13 protein-coding genes and 1 pseudogene are annotated in these 15,826 nt (G+C 57.4%); 5 read left to right on the top strand and 9 right to left on the bottom strand.

Annotated features, from left to right (window positions below):
• Nucleotides 1-50: 50 nt before the first annotated feature.
• The gene (locus tag EE36_RS00225; protein WP_005848292.1) at nt 51-1,577 is read right to left on the bottom strand and encodes an acyl-CoA synthetase; all 1,527 of its coding nucleotides are present in this window, start codon (nt 1,575-1,577) and stop codon (nt 51-53) included.
• Nucleotides 1,578-1,913: 336 nt separating this feature from the next.
• Between EE36_RS00225 and EE36_RS00220 the strand changes: the two genes are divergently transcribed.
• Nucleotides 1,914-2,228 (top strand): putative quinol monooxygenase, encoded by a 315-nt coding sequence (locus tag EE36_RS00220; protein WP_005848290.1) that lies wholly within the window; start codon nt 1,914-1,916, stop codon nt 2,226-2,228.
• Nucleotides 2,229-2,547: 319 nt separating this feature from the next.
• Here EE36_RS00220 and EE36_RS17430 read toward each other — a convergent pair whose 3' ends face one another.
• A complete protein-coding gene (locus EE36_RS17430; RefSeq protein WP_005848288.1) occupies nt 2,548-2,688 on the bottom strand; it encodes a hypothetical protein in 141 nt (46 codons plus the stop codon).
• Nucleotides 2,689-3,140: 452 nt separating this feature from the next.
• Between EE36_RS17430 and EE36_RS00215 the strand changes: the two genes are divergently transcribed.
• From EE36_RS00215 to EE36_RS00200, 4 genes are all read left to right on the top strand, one after another.
• The gene (locus tag EE36_RS00215) at nt 3,141-4,868 is read left to right on the top strand and encodes a GMC family oxidoreductase (protein ID WP_156785495.1); all 1,728 of its coding nucleotides are present in this window, start codon (nt 3,141-3,143) and stop codon (nt 4,866-4,868) included.
• Between the two features lie 76 nt (nt 4,869-4,944).
• Nucleotides 4,945-6,567, top strand: a complete 1,623-nt coding sequence (locus EE36_RS00210; protein WP_005848285.1) for a long-chain fatty acid--CoA ligase — start codon at nt 4,945-4,947, stop codon at nt 6,565-6,567.
• On the top strand, nt 6,564-8,303 hold the full coding sequence (locus tag EE36_RS00205) for an aldehyde dehydrogenase family protein (RefSeq protein ID WP_005848284.1): 1,740 nt from the start codon (nt 6,564-6,566) through the stop codon (nt 8,301-8,303). The genes EE36_RS00210 and EE36_RS00205 overlap by 4 nt, the downstream gene beginning before the upstream one ends.
• 27 nt (nt 8,304-8,330) lie before the next feature.
• Entirely contained in the window at nt 8,331-8,924 is a 594-nt protein-coding gene (locus tag EE36_RS00200) for a TetR/AcrR family transcriptional regulator (RefSeq protein ID WP_005848282.1), read from the top strand.
• Nucleotides 8,925-9,097: 173 nt separating this feature from the next.
• Here EE36_RS00200 and EE36_RS00195 read toward each other — a convergent pair whose 3' ends face one another.
• The 7 genes and pseudogenes from EE36_RS00195 to EE36_RS00160 form a co-directional block, all read right to left on the bottom strand.
• Complete coding sequence (locus tag EE36_RS00195; protein ID WP_005848280.1) at nt 9,098-9,547, bottom strand: hypothetical protein; 450 nt, start codon at nt 9,545-9,547, stop codon at nt 9,098-9,100.
• 329 nt (nt 9,548-9,876) lie between these two features.
• Nucleotides 9,877-10,331 (bottom strand): annotated as a pseudogene (locus EE36_RS17235) (transposase); the annotation flags it as partial.
• Nucleotides 10,332-10,471: 140 nt separating this feature from the next.
• Nucleotides 10,472-11,422, bottom strand: coding sequence for an oligopeptide/dipeptide ABC transporter ATP-binding protein (locus tag EE36_RS00180; protein WP_005848275.1), 951 nt, complete (start codon nt 11,420-11,422; stop codon nt 10,472-10,474).
• Nucleotides 11,419-12,390 (bottom strand): ABC transporter ATP-binding protein, encoded by a 972-nt coding sequence (locus tag EE36_RS00175; protein ID WP_254655516.1) that lies wholly within the window; start codon nt 12,388-12,390, stop codon nt 11,419-11,421. Before EE36_RS00175 ends, EE36_RS00180 begins: the two co-directional genes overlap by 4 nt.
• Before the next feature lie 8 nt (nt 12,391-12,398).
• Entirely contained in the window at nt 12,399-13,271 is an 873-nt protein-coding gene (locus tag EE36_RS00170) for an ABC transporter permease (protein ID WP_005848271.1), read from the bottom strand.
• The gene (locus EE36_RS00165) at nt 13,271-14,191 is read right to left on the bottom strand and encodes an ABC transporter permease (RefSeq protein WP_005848269.1); all 921 of its coding nucleotides are present in this window, start codon (nt 14,189-14,191) and stop codon (nt 13,271-13,273) included. Before EE36_RS00165 ends, EE36_RS00170 begins: the two co-directional genes overlap by 1 nt.
• A 70-nt stretch (nt 14,192-14,261) precedes the next feature.
• Nucleotides 14,262-15,794, bottom strand: a complete 1,533-nt coding sequence (locus EE36_RS00160; RefSeq protein WP_050752180.1) for an ABC transporter substrate-binding protein — start codon at nt 15,792-15,794, stop codon at nt 14,262-14,264.
• Nucleotides 15,795-15,826 lie beyond the last annotated feature (32 nt).

The raw sequence follows: 15,826 nt of genomic DNA, 5'->3' as shown, positions 1-15,826 counted from the left end.
TCAGAGCGGTGAGTCTGGGCGTTATGCGCTGCCCCAGCAAGCTTTAACGCTCAGTTCCAGTATTCGTCCTTGAGCTTTCGTTTGGTCAGCTTGCCTGTCGGTGTTCGCGGTAGGTCGGTGCGAAAGTCGATGCTTTTCGGCGCTTTGATCCGGGACAGATGAGAGCGGCAGTATTCCATCAGTTCCTCTGACTTTGCCGCCGACGGGGCGACACCATCTTCAAGCTGCACGACCGCCTTTACCTCTTCGCCCATTTCCTCGTTGGGAACGCCAAACACCGCGACATCTGCAACGTCAGGATGACACGCAAGCAGATCTTCGGTTTCTTGCGGATAGATGTTCACGCCGCCGGAAATAATCGTGTACGACGCACGGTCTGTGAGAAAAAGAAACCCTTCCTCGTTCACATGGCCGACGTCCCCCAGCGTGGAACACCCGGGACGCAAGTAAGCCTTGGCAGTCTTATCGGGATCTGCACGATAGGAAAATTCGATACCGCTGTCGAAATAGACATCGCCTATCTCTCCGACAGGCAACGCCCTGCCGTTCGCATCGACCACAAGTATGTCACCAATCAGGGAACGCCCCACTGTGCCCGGATACTTCAGCCAGTCATCCGAGGTCGATACGGTTACCCCATTTGCCTCGGAACCTGCGTAGTATTCGATCAGGATCGGACCAACCCAATCCAGCATCTGTCTCTTGATCTCTTGTGGGCAAGGTGCTGCCGCGTGGAAAATCACCTTTAGCGAGGAAAGGTCATACGTCTCGCGTTCAGCAAGGGGTAGACGGAGCATCCGCACAAACATCGTTGGCACAACCTGAGTATGCGTCACCCGGTGTCGATCGATCAGTCGTAGCATTTCGCTGGCGTCGAAACGCTCCATGATAATTGATTTGCCACCCAGCATGACCGCCATCATTGATGTGCGCAAAGGGGCTGCATGATACAGAGGAGCCGGCGACAGATAGACGCTTTGCTCGTTCATATTCGCCATCGTTTCACACAGCACCGTCATCAGCGGTGGTATGACCGTTTCGATTGGCTGGCGGGTGAATTCGCGCACCACACCCTTGGGCCTCCCCGTCGTACCTGACGAATACAACAGGTCCGCGCCCACCGTCTCGTCTTGGATTGGATCACTGGGCATATGGCGTACAAAGGCGTTCCAGTCCATTTCCGGATCGTCGCATTTCCCGCTCACATAAATCCTAACATCCGGACAAGCGCTTTGGATTGCAGGAAAAAGCTCCGCATATTTGGAGGAGAGCACCAGCACTTTCGCTGCGCAATCGCCTACGATATAACTGATCTCCTTCGCAGTCAGATGGCAGCTTATGGCGGTGTAGAACACCCCCGACCGCTGAGCCGCCCATGTGAGAACAACAAAATCCAGACAGTTTTCAAATAGTAGTGCAATGTTTTCGCCGGCTTCCACCTGCAGTTTCCGAAAGCCATGCGCGGCCTGGTTGGATCGCTTGTCCAGCTGCCCAAAACTCAGGGTTTCGCCGCTACCTGCCATTTCATAGGCAATTTTGTCAGGATCAGTTTTGGCCGTGTAGGATGGATGCTTCATGACGCAACCACAGCGTTTTCCGGTGCGCCGGGCATCTTGCCATCTTCACGATTTGCGGCACTTTGACTGCTGCAGTGAACCATTATCCCCTCCCAAGGCACGGTATCATAGAACATCGACAGGCGAAGAATCCTCCTCCAACGCCCGAACTTTGCACTAATTAACTGCTGAATTAATATATTTCAAGCATTGCTTTATCATCCGCTGTAGGTTTAGGATTTTACACCAAATATTCATAAGAAACAGCACTCAAACTCACAGGATCAAAGCCACATCTAAGTGGCCGATTAATCCGAAGCTAAACCCAAAGCGCCCGCCAACCAAAGAAGGTTACTCATGCCAAATATCCACGTTATTGCCGTCATCACAGCCCGGCCAGGACAACGCCAAGCACTTCTGGATCTATTCAATGAAAACGTCCCTACCGTGAAAGCTGAAGCAGGATGCATCGCCTACGAGGCCACAGTCGACGCAGAAGGTGCAGGACCAATGCAGGCGGAATTAGGGCCCGATACATTTGTTGTCGTTGAACAATGGGAGAGCATGCAGGCGCTAGGGGCACATGCTGCAGCACCACATATGAAAGAGTATAGCAAACAATCCAAGAACATGGTCGCCGATAGCAAAATCCACATTCTGTCGCCCGCATAATCACCGGCGCAACCCACGCCACGCCATTTTCGCGCCCGGCACCCCAGACGTTCCTGCGGAGCGGATTTAGTTGAATGCGCTAGCTTGATGGGCTTGACCCTCACACATCCACTGACCTGGGCCCCAAGTCCCCTCGACCTTAGTGCCGAGTGCTGAAGTTTGGTGCTTTCAATGAATTCGTTCTGCTGGGGCTTCCCGGCGCGACGAAGTGCTAACCGATGCCTATATGCGGATAGTGTCCCAGCAGGTGGTCTAATTTGTTCTCCGGCTGGATGTTGAGCCGGTTTAAAGGCCGGCGATTTTTGCCGGGTCTATGATGTTATCTTCGCAGATGGTCGACATCGAGGGCCATTAACCGATCGGCACCGAAACCCAGCATCTCGGCCAGAACTTGATGGCCCGCAGTCTCCGAGAGAAGCGCTTTCAACGCTGCTGTTTCTGATATCATGTCATCGGTCATGGGGTTCTTCTTGATCGGTAGGTTAGGTGTGCTACCCAAACCCTACCGGAGAACGTCCACGGTCGCCTGCCAAACCGCGCGGGCTTCGCCTAAGCAACGCGTGGCTCCACTCAGCCCGCGCTACCGTCGGAATTACACCAAGCCTAGGGGCACTAACCCCTGAAGATGCACACCGGATTTGCGACGTACCGGCATAATGAGCGAAGCCGGAAATTGTGGATTTCGTTGTGTGAAATTCTAAGAGATCCGCGAAATCGCAGAGTCGACGGGGTATGACCTCATCAGCCTTAGATAGCGCAACTGCCTGTTACTGTTAACTAATTACCTGCTCAGAGATGCAAATCATAAAATACTGGACAAATGACCAGTTCGTCTGTTCAGATGTCCAGTATTATCAAGGGTCGCCAGTGGAGGGGCAGTCCTTGATGAAAATGACTTGGGAGGAGTCGATCATGAACAGAGAAAAGAACCAGACAAGATACGCAGCCGTTGCACGGGAATTTGACGCAGGCCGTATTTCGCGGCGTGACTTTATGCGCAAGAGCGCAGCACTCGGGGTGGCCGCTGCGGCACCTCTTGCACTAGGGGCCAGCCATGCCAAGGCGCAAGCTACCGAAAAATATGATTACATCATTATCGGCGCAGGCTCTGCGGGTTGTGCCCTTGCGGCGCGCCTGTCAGAGGATCCGGACAAGAACGTGCTCGTGCTTGAAGCAGGGCCCGCGGATGAAAACCAGTTCATCCACATTCCTGCTGCCTTTCCAAATCTATTTCAGACCCAGCTAGACTGGGCTTACCGCAGCACGCCCCAAAAGCATTCCGCCGATATTCAATTGTATATGCCCCGAGGAAAAGTTTTTGGTGGGTCAAGCTCGATCAATGCGATGATCTACAAGCGGGGCAATCCGGTCTGTTATGATGCTTGGGGGGCAGAAAACCCCGGCTGGAGCCACGCAGATGTCTTGCCTCTGTTCAAGCGGTCGGAAAATAACGAACGCGGTGCCGATGATCATCACGGCACAGGTGGCCCGCTGAACGTAGCGGACCTGCGCGACCCTAACCCTGTGACGCTCGCGATGGTCGATGCCGCTGTAGAGGCGGGCTATCCAGCGCAGCCCGATTTCAATGCGGGCACAGAGCAGGAAGGGTTCGGCCTGTATCAGGTCACGCAAAAAGACGGGATGCGAAATTCGACGGCCGTCGCTTTCTTGCACCCTGCCCTAACGCGCGACAATCTCGCGATTCAGGCCGAAGCCCATGTGCACAAGCTCCTTGTCGAAAATGGCCGCTGCGTCGGTGTGCGCTTTAAAGCAGGCGACGAGATGCATGAGGTCATGGCGGAGGCTGAAGTCATCCTGTCGGCAGGATCAATCGGCTCACCCCAGATTTTGATGCTGTCGGGCATTGGATCACGCAGCGCCCTAACAGAGCTGGGGATCGAGGTGGTTCATGACCTCCCCGGTGTGGGTCAGAACCTTCAGGAACACCTGATGGCACCGGTTGCCCATGTCTGCACGCAACCCGTAACCCTCGCCCATGCGACTGAGCCTGAGCAGGCAGAACTGCTCGCCAAGGGCATGGGAATGCTCACGTCGAATATTGGCGAAGCAGGCGGTTATCTGACGGTTATGCCGGACGCCCCTGCCCCTGATCTTCAGTTTCATTTTGCGCCGACCTGGTTCATCTCGGACGGTGCTGGCAATCCGACGGACAGCGAAGGCTTTACCATCATGCCAAGCCTCGTTGGAACGAAGTCAGTTGGTGAAATCACGCTCGCGTCAGCCAACCCAGAGGATGCGCCGCTGATCAATCCGAATGCGCTTGCCGAAGCTCAAGATCTGGAAATTCTGGTCGAGGGGGTCAAGATCGCGCGTAAGATCATTAGCTCCCCTGCGCTGGATGATTTCCGTGGCGAAGAGCGCTTTCCGGGGGTGGATGTCCAAACCGATGACGAAATTCGAGCCTATTTGCGGGCAAATATCCAGACGATCTATCACCCTGTGGGCACCTGTAAAATGGGGTCCGATGACATGGCTGTGGTCGGTGCCGATCTAAAGGTTCATGGGATCGACGCGCTGCGCGTCGCGGATGCGTCTATCATGCCGACGATCGTCAATGGCAACACCAATGCTGCCGCCATCATGATTGGCGAAAAGTGCTCTGACTTGATCCGGGCCTAACTTGGCTTACCCCTCGCGACCTCGGGCGACCGAGGTCGCGAGCCCCCATATCGTCTTAAAATTACGGAGCCACCCTATGCTTGGCAAAATGATGGACCAGCAGTTGCTGATCTCTTCCCTTATCGATCACGCAGCCCGCTGCCACGGGCGCACCGAAATTGTCTCGGTTGAAACTTCAGGCGAAGTCGACGTCACAAGCTGGCAAGAGGTTGCCAGGAATGCGCGGCGCTTGGGTTCGGTACTGACCAAACTGGGCCTGCCGCAGGAAACCCGGTGCGGCACCATCGCATGGAATAACCGGCGGCACCTCGAGATTTACTTTGGCAGTTCGGGTGCAGGCTTCGTCTGCCATACCCTCAATCCGCGTCTGCATCCCGACCAGATGGTCTATATTGCCAATGACGCGCAAGATCAGGTGATGTTCTTTGACCGAACCTTCCTGCCCGCTGTGGCAAACTTGAAGGACCGGTTTGATACGGTCGAGCACTACGTTCTGCTGGGACCACGAGATGACGAGGCGGCCCAGATGCTTGACGGGCTGCAGTTCTATGATGAATTGATCGCTGACGGAGACCCGGATTTTGTCTGGCCCGAACTCGATGAACGCCAGCCCTCTTCGCTTTGCTACACATCCGGAACCACGGGAAACCCGAAGGGCGTGCTTTATTCCCATCGGTCGACCTTGCTACATGCGCTTGTGGGCAACCAGCCCGACGGGCTTGCGATCTCGGCCTGTGATACGGTGATGCCGGTTGTGCCAATGTTCCACGTCAATGCGTGGGGCGTGCCCTATACTGCGGCGTCGGCTGGTGCAAAACTGGTGCTGCCGGGTCCGGGGCTGGATGGGGACAGCCTGGCCAACCTGATCGACACCCAACAGGTGACTGCTGCCTTTGGCGTGCCCACAATTTGGATGGGGCTATTAGCAGCGTTGGAGAAATCCGGCTCTAAACTGCCAAGCCTGACCCGCACCATTGTCGGTGGCGCACCGATGCCACCGTCGATGTATACGGCGTTCCGCGACAAATATGATGTCGAATTGATTCAAGCGTGGGGCATGACAGAGACCAGCCCCCTCGCGACGGTCAACCGCCTGCTGCAGCGCCACGAGGGTCTGTCGACCGAAGCGCAAACCGACATTCGCGTGGGTCAGGGCCGCTCTGTTTACGGGATAGAAATCCGGCTGGTAGATGAGTCCGGTAATGTACTGCCCGAAGACGGGGCAACACAGGGCGACCTGCAGGTGCGCGGTCCTTGGGTAGTTCACAGCTATTTCAACAAAGAAGACTCGGCGCTGACCCCCGATGGCTGGTTCGACACTGGCGATGTCGCCACGATTGACGCGGATGGTTTCATGGTGATCCGAGACCGTTCAAAGGACATCATCAAATCCGGCGGCGAATGGATCTCTACGGTCGAGCTTGAAAACATCGCAATCGGTCATCCGGCGATCGCAAATGCCGCCGCCATCGCTGCCCATCACCCTAAATGGGACGAGCGTCCGATCCTGATCGCGGTCAAATCCGGTGACGTCTCCGAAGCGGAACTTCTGAAAATCTACGACGGCAAAGTCGCCAGCTGGCAGGTGCCGGATCGCGTGATCTTTGTCGATGAACTGCCCCTAGGTGCCACGGGCAAAGTGGTGAAACTCAAACTACGCGAGACCTACGCGAACGTCCTTCTGGAGGGAGCCGCATGAAACATCAAAGTAACTTCACCCCCGATCTGCAAGCAGCCTATGACGTCGACCTAAAAGCCCTAGACGCGGCGAAGGACCGTTGGGCGCAAACCTCGCTGGACGACCGCATCGCGGTATTGCAGGCAGTCAAAGACAATCTGATGCGCGTCGCCGACGAATGGGTCGATGCGGCGGGTAACGCCAAGGGCATCCCGCAACGTTCCCCTCTCTTGGGGGAGGAATGGACATCGGGGCCCTATGCCGTCATGTCCTGCTGCAACGGTCTGATCGATACGCTGTCGCAGATGGAAGGCAAAACCTTTCTGGACGGGCTAAAGAAGCGCAGCCTGCCAAGCGGCCAAACCGCCGTGCGCGTTGTGCCACATTCGATCTGGGATCGGCTGCTGATTTCAGGCGTGCATGCGGATGTCTGGATGCAAAAAGGCGTGACTCCCGCCAACCTCAAGAACAACGCTGCATCAGCCTATGATATTCCGCCAGACCAACGGCTTGGCAAGGTTGCGCTGGTTCTGGGCGCCGGCAATATCGCCGCGATCACGCCGCTGGATGCTTTCCAGAAGCTCTTTTTGGAAAACCAGGTGGTCTTGCTTAAAATGAACCCGGTCAACGACTACCTGACCGAGCCTTTGCAGGCCGCCCTGAAGCCGCTGATCGACCGCGACGCACTACGTATCCATCGTGGCGATGGTCCGGCGGGGGCCTATCTTACGACGCATCCGCTGGTCGAGGAAATCCACATCACCGGTGCGCGCGCCACCCATGATCTGATCGTCTGGGGGCCAGGCGAGGAAGGCGAGAAGAACAAGGCCGCCAACACGCCGAAAAACACCCGACACATGACATCCGAGCTTGGTGCCGTTTGCCCCACCATCGTCGTACCAGGCCCGTGGACCAAGGCGGACTTGCGCTTTCAGGCGGAAAACATCGCCACCATGAAACTGCATAACGGTGGCTTTAACTGTGTCGCGGTGCAGAGCCTTATTTTACCGAAAGGCTGGGATAAGACAGCCGAGCTGATGGGGAATGTCGCCGATGTGATGGCCAAACACACCAAACGGGCCGCTTACTACCCCGGTGCCGAAGATCGCCAACAGGCCTTTGTCGATCACGCCAAAAGCCCGCAAAAGTTGGATCGTGGGGCGGATGTGGCTCCACTTTATCTTGCCGATATGGCCGAGGGTGATAGCGATTGGCTGGCCCAGACCGAAGTCTTCACATCTGCGCTTGGTGTCATGCATATCGAGGCACAAGATGCCGAAACCTATATGATCGAAGCGATCAAATGGGCGAATGACACGCTCTATGGCACATTGGGCGGCAATATCATCATCCACCCTGCCACGATCCGGGCTATGGGCCGCAAGCGGTTCGAAGAGATCATCGCCGAATTCCGCTATGGCGCGATTGCGATCAATGCGTGGTCCGGCCTTGCCTTTCTGGTGACTGCCTGTCCCTGGGGCGGCTTTGCTGGCGCAACCTTGCAAAACGTCCAGTCTGGTGTGGGCACCGTCCACAATACCTTCATGCTTGAAAACGTTGAACGCACGGTAATCGAGGCCCCGTTCCGCCCCTTCCCGCGCAATCTACTATCCGGCGGGATGAGCCTGCTGCCCCGGCCGCCCTGGTTTGTGTCCAACAAGCGTCAGCATCATATCGGTCGCTTGCTGACCCGGTTTCAGCACAAACCCAGCTGGTTCAAGCTGCCGCGTATTTTCTTTCACGCCCTTTTGGGCTAGGTCGGCAGGGACAAATGTGAGTGCCCGATGAACGACATGACCCAAACAGGTAGGCTTGCGGACCGAAAAGCGAATAAGGCCCGCAAGCGTGAGAGCCGCAAACGCGAGATTGCGCAAAGTGCGATCAGCGCGCTTAAGCTTTATGGTTATGCCCGTACGACCCTGCGTGATATTGCGTCGCAATCAGAAATGTCGCTTGGCAGTCTGCACTACTATTTTGAGGATAAGGACGAGCTTCTAATCTACTGTGTGCGACAGTACAAAAGCGAGTTTGTCAGAACAATTTCTGCATCTGTCAGGGGTATTTCCAACCCAGATCGCATCAAGACAGCGTTCTGTACTGCTTTGGCAGAAACGATCAGTACCGAAGCCGAGCTTCATCGGCTTTGGTACGACATTCGAAACCAAGCGCTATTTGACCAAGCTTTCGTTCCCGTCGTTGACGAGATTGAAGAACAGCTGATCGAGATGATGAATCCGATAGCCTCTGAGCGCAAAGCCAAGGAACTTCTTTATCTGCGTTTCGACGGCGCTTTTCGATATTTGCTGCAGTTGAGCGTTTCTGGTCGCCCGCGTGAGTTGGGGGAAATGACCGAGGTGCTCAAAGCCGCTGCCGGGTAACCACACCTGCGTCTGCATCATATGCTGCAAACAGTCTTCTGATCATTTGCGCGCTTTCGAATGACAGTCTACATTGCTGGTAGCGTTTTGATCAAAATGCTATGAAGTCGCAGGGCGGTAGGAACCCCGAGGCGCTTTGGCAGCGCCCCGGGACTGTACATAATATATGTAGGTTAATTCATACCGTAGTTTGCGCGGTCCAACTTGTCGTAGATCTCTGCTTTGGCCAATGCTGCCAATGCATCGGTATCGCCGTGGTCCACATCCGCCAGCAGCGCAGCCCAGCGATCAACGATGCGCTTGTAGTCTGCCAGCAGCGCTTCGGGGTTCTCAATACCGCGGCTCTTGGCGGACTCGATCAGCACGGCCTCGTCGGCGGTTACAAATTCCGCCAGCGCTTCCGTCAGAGCCTGATCAGGTTCGAAAATCTTCATGCCGCCTTCTTTGGCGGCGGAAACCGCTTTTTCAACATCCTTGTCGAACTCAACCCGGTGCTGCGCAAGATAGTATGCCATCTGGTCGAACAGTACGTTGCGCGACGCCTCGGACAAGCCTTGCCAAAACGCAGGGTTATAGCCCCATTCAAATCCGGCATAGTAGTTCCCTACTGCAAGCGTGTTCATGTGCGTAACCAGGCACCGCCCGCCATGCGCAGACGCTTGCCCTGAATATCTTCAGTAGGTAGCGACAGGTATGTTGCACATCATCTAATATTGCGAAGTCGAATAGCCGCCGCCGAAAACGACGCCATTCTCTTTGTTGCACTCGGCCAGTGCAGCCTCGTTGGTAAGGCCGAAATCAGTCGACGCAAAGGCCATGACCATCGGATCGGTGTTATAAAAAGCAAAGTTGCCGATGGAGTGCCCCCATCGGGTGGTCCAGTTTGAATGTTAATGCATGGTCGGCCTTTGGTCTATCGGCATCATGCTTTCTGGCGCGGGCGGGCGGTAGTGACCTTGCCACTGTCGTTCCAAGCTTCTTCGAGCAGCTTGGTCTGACGCGCATCCTCACGCGCACGGTGGCTTAATGGATTTTTAATCCATGCATAGAACCCGCTGGGATGGATATTGAGGCAACGACACATCCTGCGTACCGAATACTGAGGGCGGTGCTCGGCAATGAACGCGTACTTCACCTTGCATCCTTTGCGAAGTACGCGGCCGCCTTTTTTAGGATGTCGCGCTCCTTCGTCATCCGCGCCAACTCACGCTTGAGCCTGCGGTTCTCAGCTTCATGGTCAACAGATGATGTCTGTGACGCAGCTTTTGCGTAGAGCTTCATCCATTTGTAGAGCGAATATGTACTGACGCCCAACCGTTCCGAAACTTCGCGATCGGCATACCCCCGCACTGTTATCTGATGGACGGCATCGCGCTTGAAATCCTCACTGAAATTTGGCTTCCCCATAACGGCCTCCTTGCCTCAAAGGTAGGGAAGAAAGCGTCTACAAATCTAGGGGCTATTCATATCGTCGCGCCCTTAAGAACAAAGGCGCGACGACTTTTGGCTGACGTACCGCGTCTTGCAGCTTTGAGAAAAGGCGGTGGTCACACCGCTCTTTCGCATCTGACCAAGCTTTCGCGCAGTTTCCGTAGCTTTTGCGGGCCCTCGATACAGCTCTGCCTCATCTCAGGGCAGCGCGGCGCAAAATGACAGCCCTGACGCGCTGCAAAGGGGTCCGCCGCTGCTGCGCCAAGCTTATGTTCAGGCAGTCCCGCCTCTGGATCCGGCAGCAGGGTCGCGGCAAGCAGCGCCCGGGTGTAGGGGTGGCTGGCATCCTCGAAAAGCGCATCCGTCGCGGCTTCTTCAATCTTCTGCCCGAGATACATAACAGCCACGTGGTCCGCCAAATGTTCGACCACCGCAAGATTGTGGCTGACAAAAACCATGGTAAGGCCCAGTTCTTTCTTCAGCGATAGCAACAGGTTAATGATCTGCGCCTGCACCGAGACATCAAGCGCCGAGGTCGGCTCGTCACAGATCAAAACACGCGGTCCGAGGATCAGCGCACGCGCGATGGCGACCCGCTGCCTTTGCCCGCCAGAAAGCTCCCCGGGATAGGCATCGGCGAGCCGTGATGGCAGCCCGACCAAATCGAGCATCCGCTTGACCTCTGCATCGACATGCGTGCCGCCATGCAGTCGCAGCGGCTGGCCAACCAGCGTCTGGATACGTTTAACCGGGTTAAGCGAGGCATTGGGGTTCTGAAACACGGGCTGGATCAACCGCACACGGTCCGCCACGGGCATGGTGTCGATCTTCTGGCCCGCGATCTCGACCTCACCACGATCGGGCTGCAACAAGCCCAGCATGATGCTGACCGCCGTGCTTTTGCCGCAACCGGATTCACCGACAAGGCCAAGCGTTTCGCCTTCAGCGACCTCGAGCGACAGGTCATTCACGGCCACCAATTCTTCGGTCGGGGCGAACATGCCGCGGCGCAGGCGGTAGGTTTTGCGGATATCAGTCATGCGGATCATCGGCGTCGCGGCGGTCATGCGGCCACCTCCGATGCCTTGGCGCATTCAATAAATTGCGCCCCCCCGGCGCTTACGCGTGGCACTGGATCGACAGCGCATTCAGGTCCGGCAATGGTGCAGCGGTCGCGAAAGGCGCAGCCCGCCATCGTGCCGATCAACCCCGGAACGCGCCCCGGAATGGCGGGCAATGCGCTGCCCCGTGCGGTGACGCCCGGCACCGGAATCGCGGCAAGCAGCCCTTTGGTATAGGGGTGGCGCGGCGTCGTAAAAAGATCGGCGGCGGGCGCGCGTTCGACGATCCGCCCTGCATACATCACCGCAACATCGTTCGCGATAGCCGCCACCACGCCCAGATCATGGGTAATCAGCAAGAGTGACAGACCAAGATCGGCCTGCAATTGCCCCAGAAGCGTCAGGATCTGCGCCTGAATGGTCACATCCAGCGCCGTCGTCGGCTCGTCCGCGATCAAAAGCTTGGGTCGTCCCATCAGCGCCGAGGCGATCATGATGCGCTGGCGTTGCCCACCAGAGAACCCGTGCGGATATTGCGTCAGCCGTGCCGCCGGATTGGCGATCCCCACCCGGTCAAGCATCTCGATTGCGCGGGCGTCAGCCTCTTTTCGGGTCAAGTTCTCGTGGCGCATGACGCCCTCGGTCAACTGCCGTCCAATGGTAAGCGTCGGATTTAGCGCGCTGGTCGGGTCTTGAAAGATCATCGCCACATCGCGGCCGCGCAGCTTTGCCAGCTTGGCATCGGTCTTGGTCGTCAGATCCTGCCCTGCCATGTCGAACCGGTCACTTGTCACCTTGGCGTAGCGCGGCAGCAGCCCCATGATAGATGTCGCGGTAAGCGACTTGCCACAACCCGACTCGCCGACAAGGCACAGGGTCTCTCCTTCAGCGATTTGCAGGTCGACACCCCGAACCGCGTTCAACATGCCGCGGTCGGTGGGGATCGATACCTTCAGGTTTCGAATATCAAGCATCATTTCAGTCACTTTCGTGCAGGCCCTGTTATATCGCGCATACCATCGCCGAACAGGTTCACCGCCAGCACCAGCAGGCAGAGCGCCGATCCGGGCAGTGCGATCAACCATGGATCAAAGAGGATATTGTCGCGCCCTTCCGAGATCATCAGCCCCCAGCTTGGCGTCGGCGGGCGCACCCCCAACCCAAGAAAGGACAGGGCCGCCTCGAGCAGGATGACGTTTGCGACCTCAAGCGAGACGACGACAAGGATCGTGGCACGCATATTGGGTAAGATTTCGAGAAACAGGATGCGCATGCGGCTCGCGCCGATGGATCGCAGGCCCATGATGAATTCCTGATGTCGCAAGCTTTGAGCGGCAGCGCGCGTGACGACCGCGAACCGGTCCCACAGAAGCAGCCCCAGAACGGTGATCAGCGTGGTGAGCGACGCGCCGCCCAATGCCACCGCCGCCAGCGCGACCAGCACGATGGGCAGTGATAGCCGTGTCGTGATGGCGAAGCTGATAACCATATCGATCCAGCCCCCGAAATAGCCCGCGATCAGGCCAAGCGTGATCCCGATGGCACCGGACACAAGGATCACCCCAAGCCCGACACCCAGCGACACCCGCGCGCCGTAGATCATCCGAGATAGGTAATCGCGCCCAAGGTGATCGGTCCCGAGCAGGTGTTCCGGCACCGCGCGATCATGCCAGAAGGGCGGCAGCAGTCGGCGGCTCAAATCCTGCGCGATTGGGTCATGCGGAGCCAGCAGCGGCGCAAGCAAAGCGATCAGGATGATACCTGCCAAAAGCGTACCCCCGATCAACGCACCCGTATTGCCGCGCATCTTGCGCCAGACAGACGGGCGAGCCGTTTCGATAGTAACGTCGGACATCAGGAGCCCCCCCTTAGGCGCGGATCCAGCACCGCGTTCAGAATATCGGCCAGCATGGTCAGCAGCACGTAAAGCAGCGACAGGATCAGGATGATCGCCTGCACCACCGGCAGGTCACTGCGCAGAAGAGATTCCCACGCCAGCCGCCCCAACCCGTTCAGCGCAAAGACGCTTTCGATCACGATGGAGCCGGATAGAAGCTGGCCCAGTTGAACCGCTGCCAGTGATACAAGCGGCAGCACCGCATTGCGCAAGGCATGGCGCGAAATCACAAGATGCATCGGCAGGCCCTTGGCCTTGGCCGCCCGGACGTAATCCGTGGCCAGCACGTCGATCATGCCCGAGCGTGTGATGCGCATGAGTTCGGGGATAGCGTAGTAGCTCAGCACGATCACGGGCAGGATGTATCCTTGCCATGTGTCCGCGCCTGAAATGGGGACCCAGCCATACCAGACCCCAAAGACCACGATGGCCATCAACCCCAACCAGAAGCTCGGGATTGCCTGTCCGGACACGGCGATCACCAGCGCAAGGCGGTCGATCCAGCCGTTCGGTCTGAGCGCCGCGGCGACTCCCAAAGGCACGGCGATCACCAAAGCGACGAGGAACGAGATGAAGCCGAGCGCCAGTGTAACGCCGGCACGGTTGCCGATGATCTCTGTCACCGGCACATTGAAATAGATGCTCTGCCCCAGATTTCCGGTCAAGGCGCTGCCGATCCAGTCCAGGTATTGAACAACCAGGGGTCGGTCAAAGCCATAGGCCTGCCGGATCGCTTCGGCATCCTCGGCACGGCCACCCGCGCCCGCGATGGCAATCGCAGGGTCGCCCGACACGAACATCAGACCAAAGCTCAGCGCCGACACGGTCAGACAGACCAAGAGCGCCACAAGCAGACGTTTAGAGATGAAAGAGAGCATAGGTCTTTCCGTTATGGGGGCCGGACAGCGGGGAGAGAACTGTCCGGCCCGTTACGTTGACAGGGTCAGCTTACTTCCAGCTGGCACCCCACCAACGGGCGAACTCATCCGGATGCGGCGTGAAGTTCAGGTCGTTGGACAGGCCATAGTTGACGTTGAAGTTATACATCGGCATCCAATAGGCTTCCTCGGCGATCTTCTTGACGGCCATAGAGTAGTTCTTGGCGCGCACATCGCGGTCCGATGACGTATCAGCCTCGGTCAGCCAGGTTGCCAGTTCGGCGTCTTGCACAAGGTCATCCGCGCCGCCGCCAAAGAAATTCGACAAGATGAATGCGGTGTCGCCGATGCCATAGCTGCCCCAGTTCGAGAAGAACGCCGGAAGCTCCTTGGCGCGCCACTTGCCGATGCCCGACGCATACTGCTGTTCGTTCAGTTCAAGCGTCACGCCGACATTGGCAAGATCGGCGGCCACGGCTTCGGCAGTCGGGCGCGGCATGGCGGCAAAGACCATCTCCATCTTGAAACCGTCCTCATATCCGGCTTCGGCCAAGAGCGCCTTGGCTTTTTCCGGGTCGTATTCATAGGCGGTGACATCCTGTTCGCAGCCGAATTGCGCCGGGTTGCATGGGGTGTTGAGAACCTCGGACGCGCCGCCTGCGAAAGCGTCGACAATCGCGCCGCGGTTTGTAGCGTGGATAAGCGCCTGACGCACACGTTTGTCTGCAATCGGCGTGCCGCCATCCATCGCCTCGGGGGCGAAACCGACATAGCCGATGCGCATGATCGGTGCGCTGATGATCTGCACACGGCCTTCAAGACGCGACGCCTGATCCGGCGGAATACGCCAGATCCAGTCCAGCGACCCCGACATCAGTTCGGCGTATTGTGTGTTCATCTCGGGTATGGTGCGCACAGAGATCTTGTCGATGGTGGCACCGGATTTGGGGCTGCCTTCATAGTGATCCTCAAAGCGCTCCATCTCGTAGCGGATGCCCGGCTCTTGGCTCACCAGCTTGTAGGGGCCGGTGCCGATCGGGGTCGCTGCCATACCCGCAGACCCGTTTTCCGCAAAGAAGGCGTGCGGATAGATCGGCAGTGCATCCGCCAGCATCTCTACCGCACCGGCAAAAGGCTTGGACATATTAATGCGGACTTTATAATCATCCAGCTTCTCGACACTGTCGATCCAGTCAACCGAGATCGAATAGCGGGTGCCGTATTCCGGGGTGATCACGGTGTTGAGCGTTTCAACCACGTCATCAGCGGTGAAATCGGCGCCGTTGTGGAATTTGACCCCTTGGCGCAGGGTGAACTCCATCGTCAGCGGGCCGGTAAACTCCCAGGATTCCGCCAGCGCGGGGACGATCTCTCCGGTGTCGAGGTTCTTGTAGAGCAACCCGTCATAGATGTGCCGCGCGAGGATCAGGCCCTGACGACCGGCGATCTTATAGGTATCCAGCGGCTCTGGCTCGGCGGCGAAAGCGACGTTGAGCGTATTGGACGCCTTGTCGGCGACGGCGGGTGTGCCCAGTGTCAGCGCTGTGCTGGCAGCAAGGACGGCCAATGTAGTGAGGCCCTTTATGGAGAATGTCTGTGTCATGGATCTCTCTGTCGGTTGAGTGAAGGGAAGGT

Source organism: Sulfitobacter sp. EE-36 (assembly GCF_000152605.1).
GTDB lineage: Bacteria > Pseudomonadota > Alphaproteobacteria > Rhodobacterales > Rhodobacteraceae > Sulfitobacter > Sulfitobacter pontiacus.
This window is presented reverse-complemented; position numbering and strand designations above follow the sequence as displayed.

Coding starts and splice junctions, on each gene's coding strand:
- EE36_RS00180 (WP_005848275.1), bottom strand. CDS start 11,422: ATGACCGCCGCGACGCCGATGATCCGCATGACTGATATCCGCAAAACC.
- EE36_RS00215 (WP_156785495.1), top strand. CDS start 3,141: ATGAACAGAGAAAAGAACCAGACAAGATACGCAGCCGTTGCACGGGAA.
- EE36_RS00205 (WP_005848284.1), top strand. CDS start 6,564: ATGAAACATCAAAGTAACTTCACCCCCGATCTGCAAGCAGCCTATGAC.
- EE36_RS17430 (WP_005848288.1), bottom strand. CDS start 2,688: ATGACCGATGACATGATATCAGAAACAGCAGCGTTGAAAGCGCTTCTC.
- EE36_RS00200 (WP_005848282.1), top strand. CDS start 8,331: ATGAACGACATGACCCAAACAGGTAGGCTTGCGGACCGAAAAGCGAAT.
- EE36_RS00220 (WP_005848290.1), top strand. CDS start 1,914: ATGCCAAATATCCACGTTATTGCCGTCATCACAGCCCGGCCAGGACAA.
- EE36_RS00175 (WP_254655516.1), bottom strand. CDS start 12,390: ATGCTTGATATTCGAAACCTGAAGGTATCGATCCCCACCGACCGCGGC.
- EE36_RS00210 (WP_005848285.1), top strand. CDS start 4,945: ATGCTTGGCAAAATGATGGACCAGCAGTTGCTGATCTCTTCCCTTATC.
- EE36_RS00170 (WP_005848271.1), bottom strand. CDS start 13,271: ATGTCCGACGTTACTATCGAAACGGCTCGCCCGTCTGTCTGGCGCAAG.
- EE36_RS00225 (WP_005848292.1), bottom strand. CDS start 1,577: ATGAAGCATCCATCCTACACGGCCAAAACTGATCCTGACAAAATTGCC.
- EE36_RS00160 (WP_050752180.1), bottom strand. CDS start 15,794: ATGACACAGACATTCTCCATAAAGGGCCTCACTACATTGGCCGTCCTT.
- EE36_RS00165 (WP_005848269.1), bottom strand. CDS start 14,191: ATGCTCTCTTTCATCTCTAAACGTCTGCTTGTGGCGCTCTTGGTCTGT.
- EE36_RS00195 (WP_005848280.1), bottom strand. CDS start 9,547: ATGAACACGCTTGCAGTAGGGAACTACTATGCCGGATTTGAATGGGGC.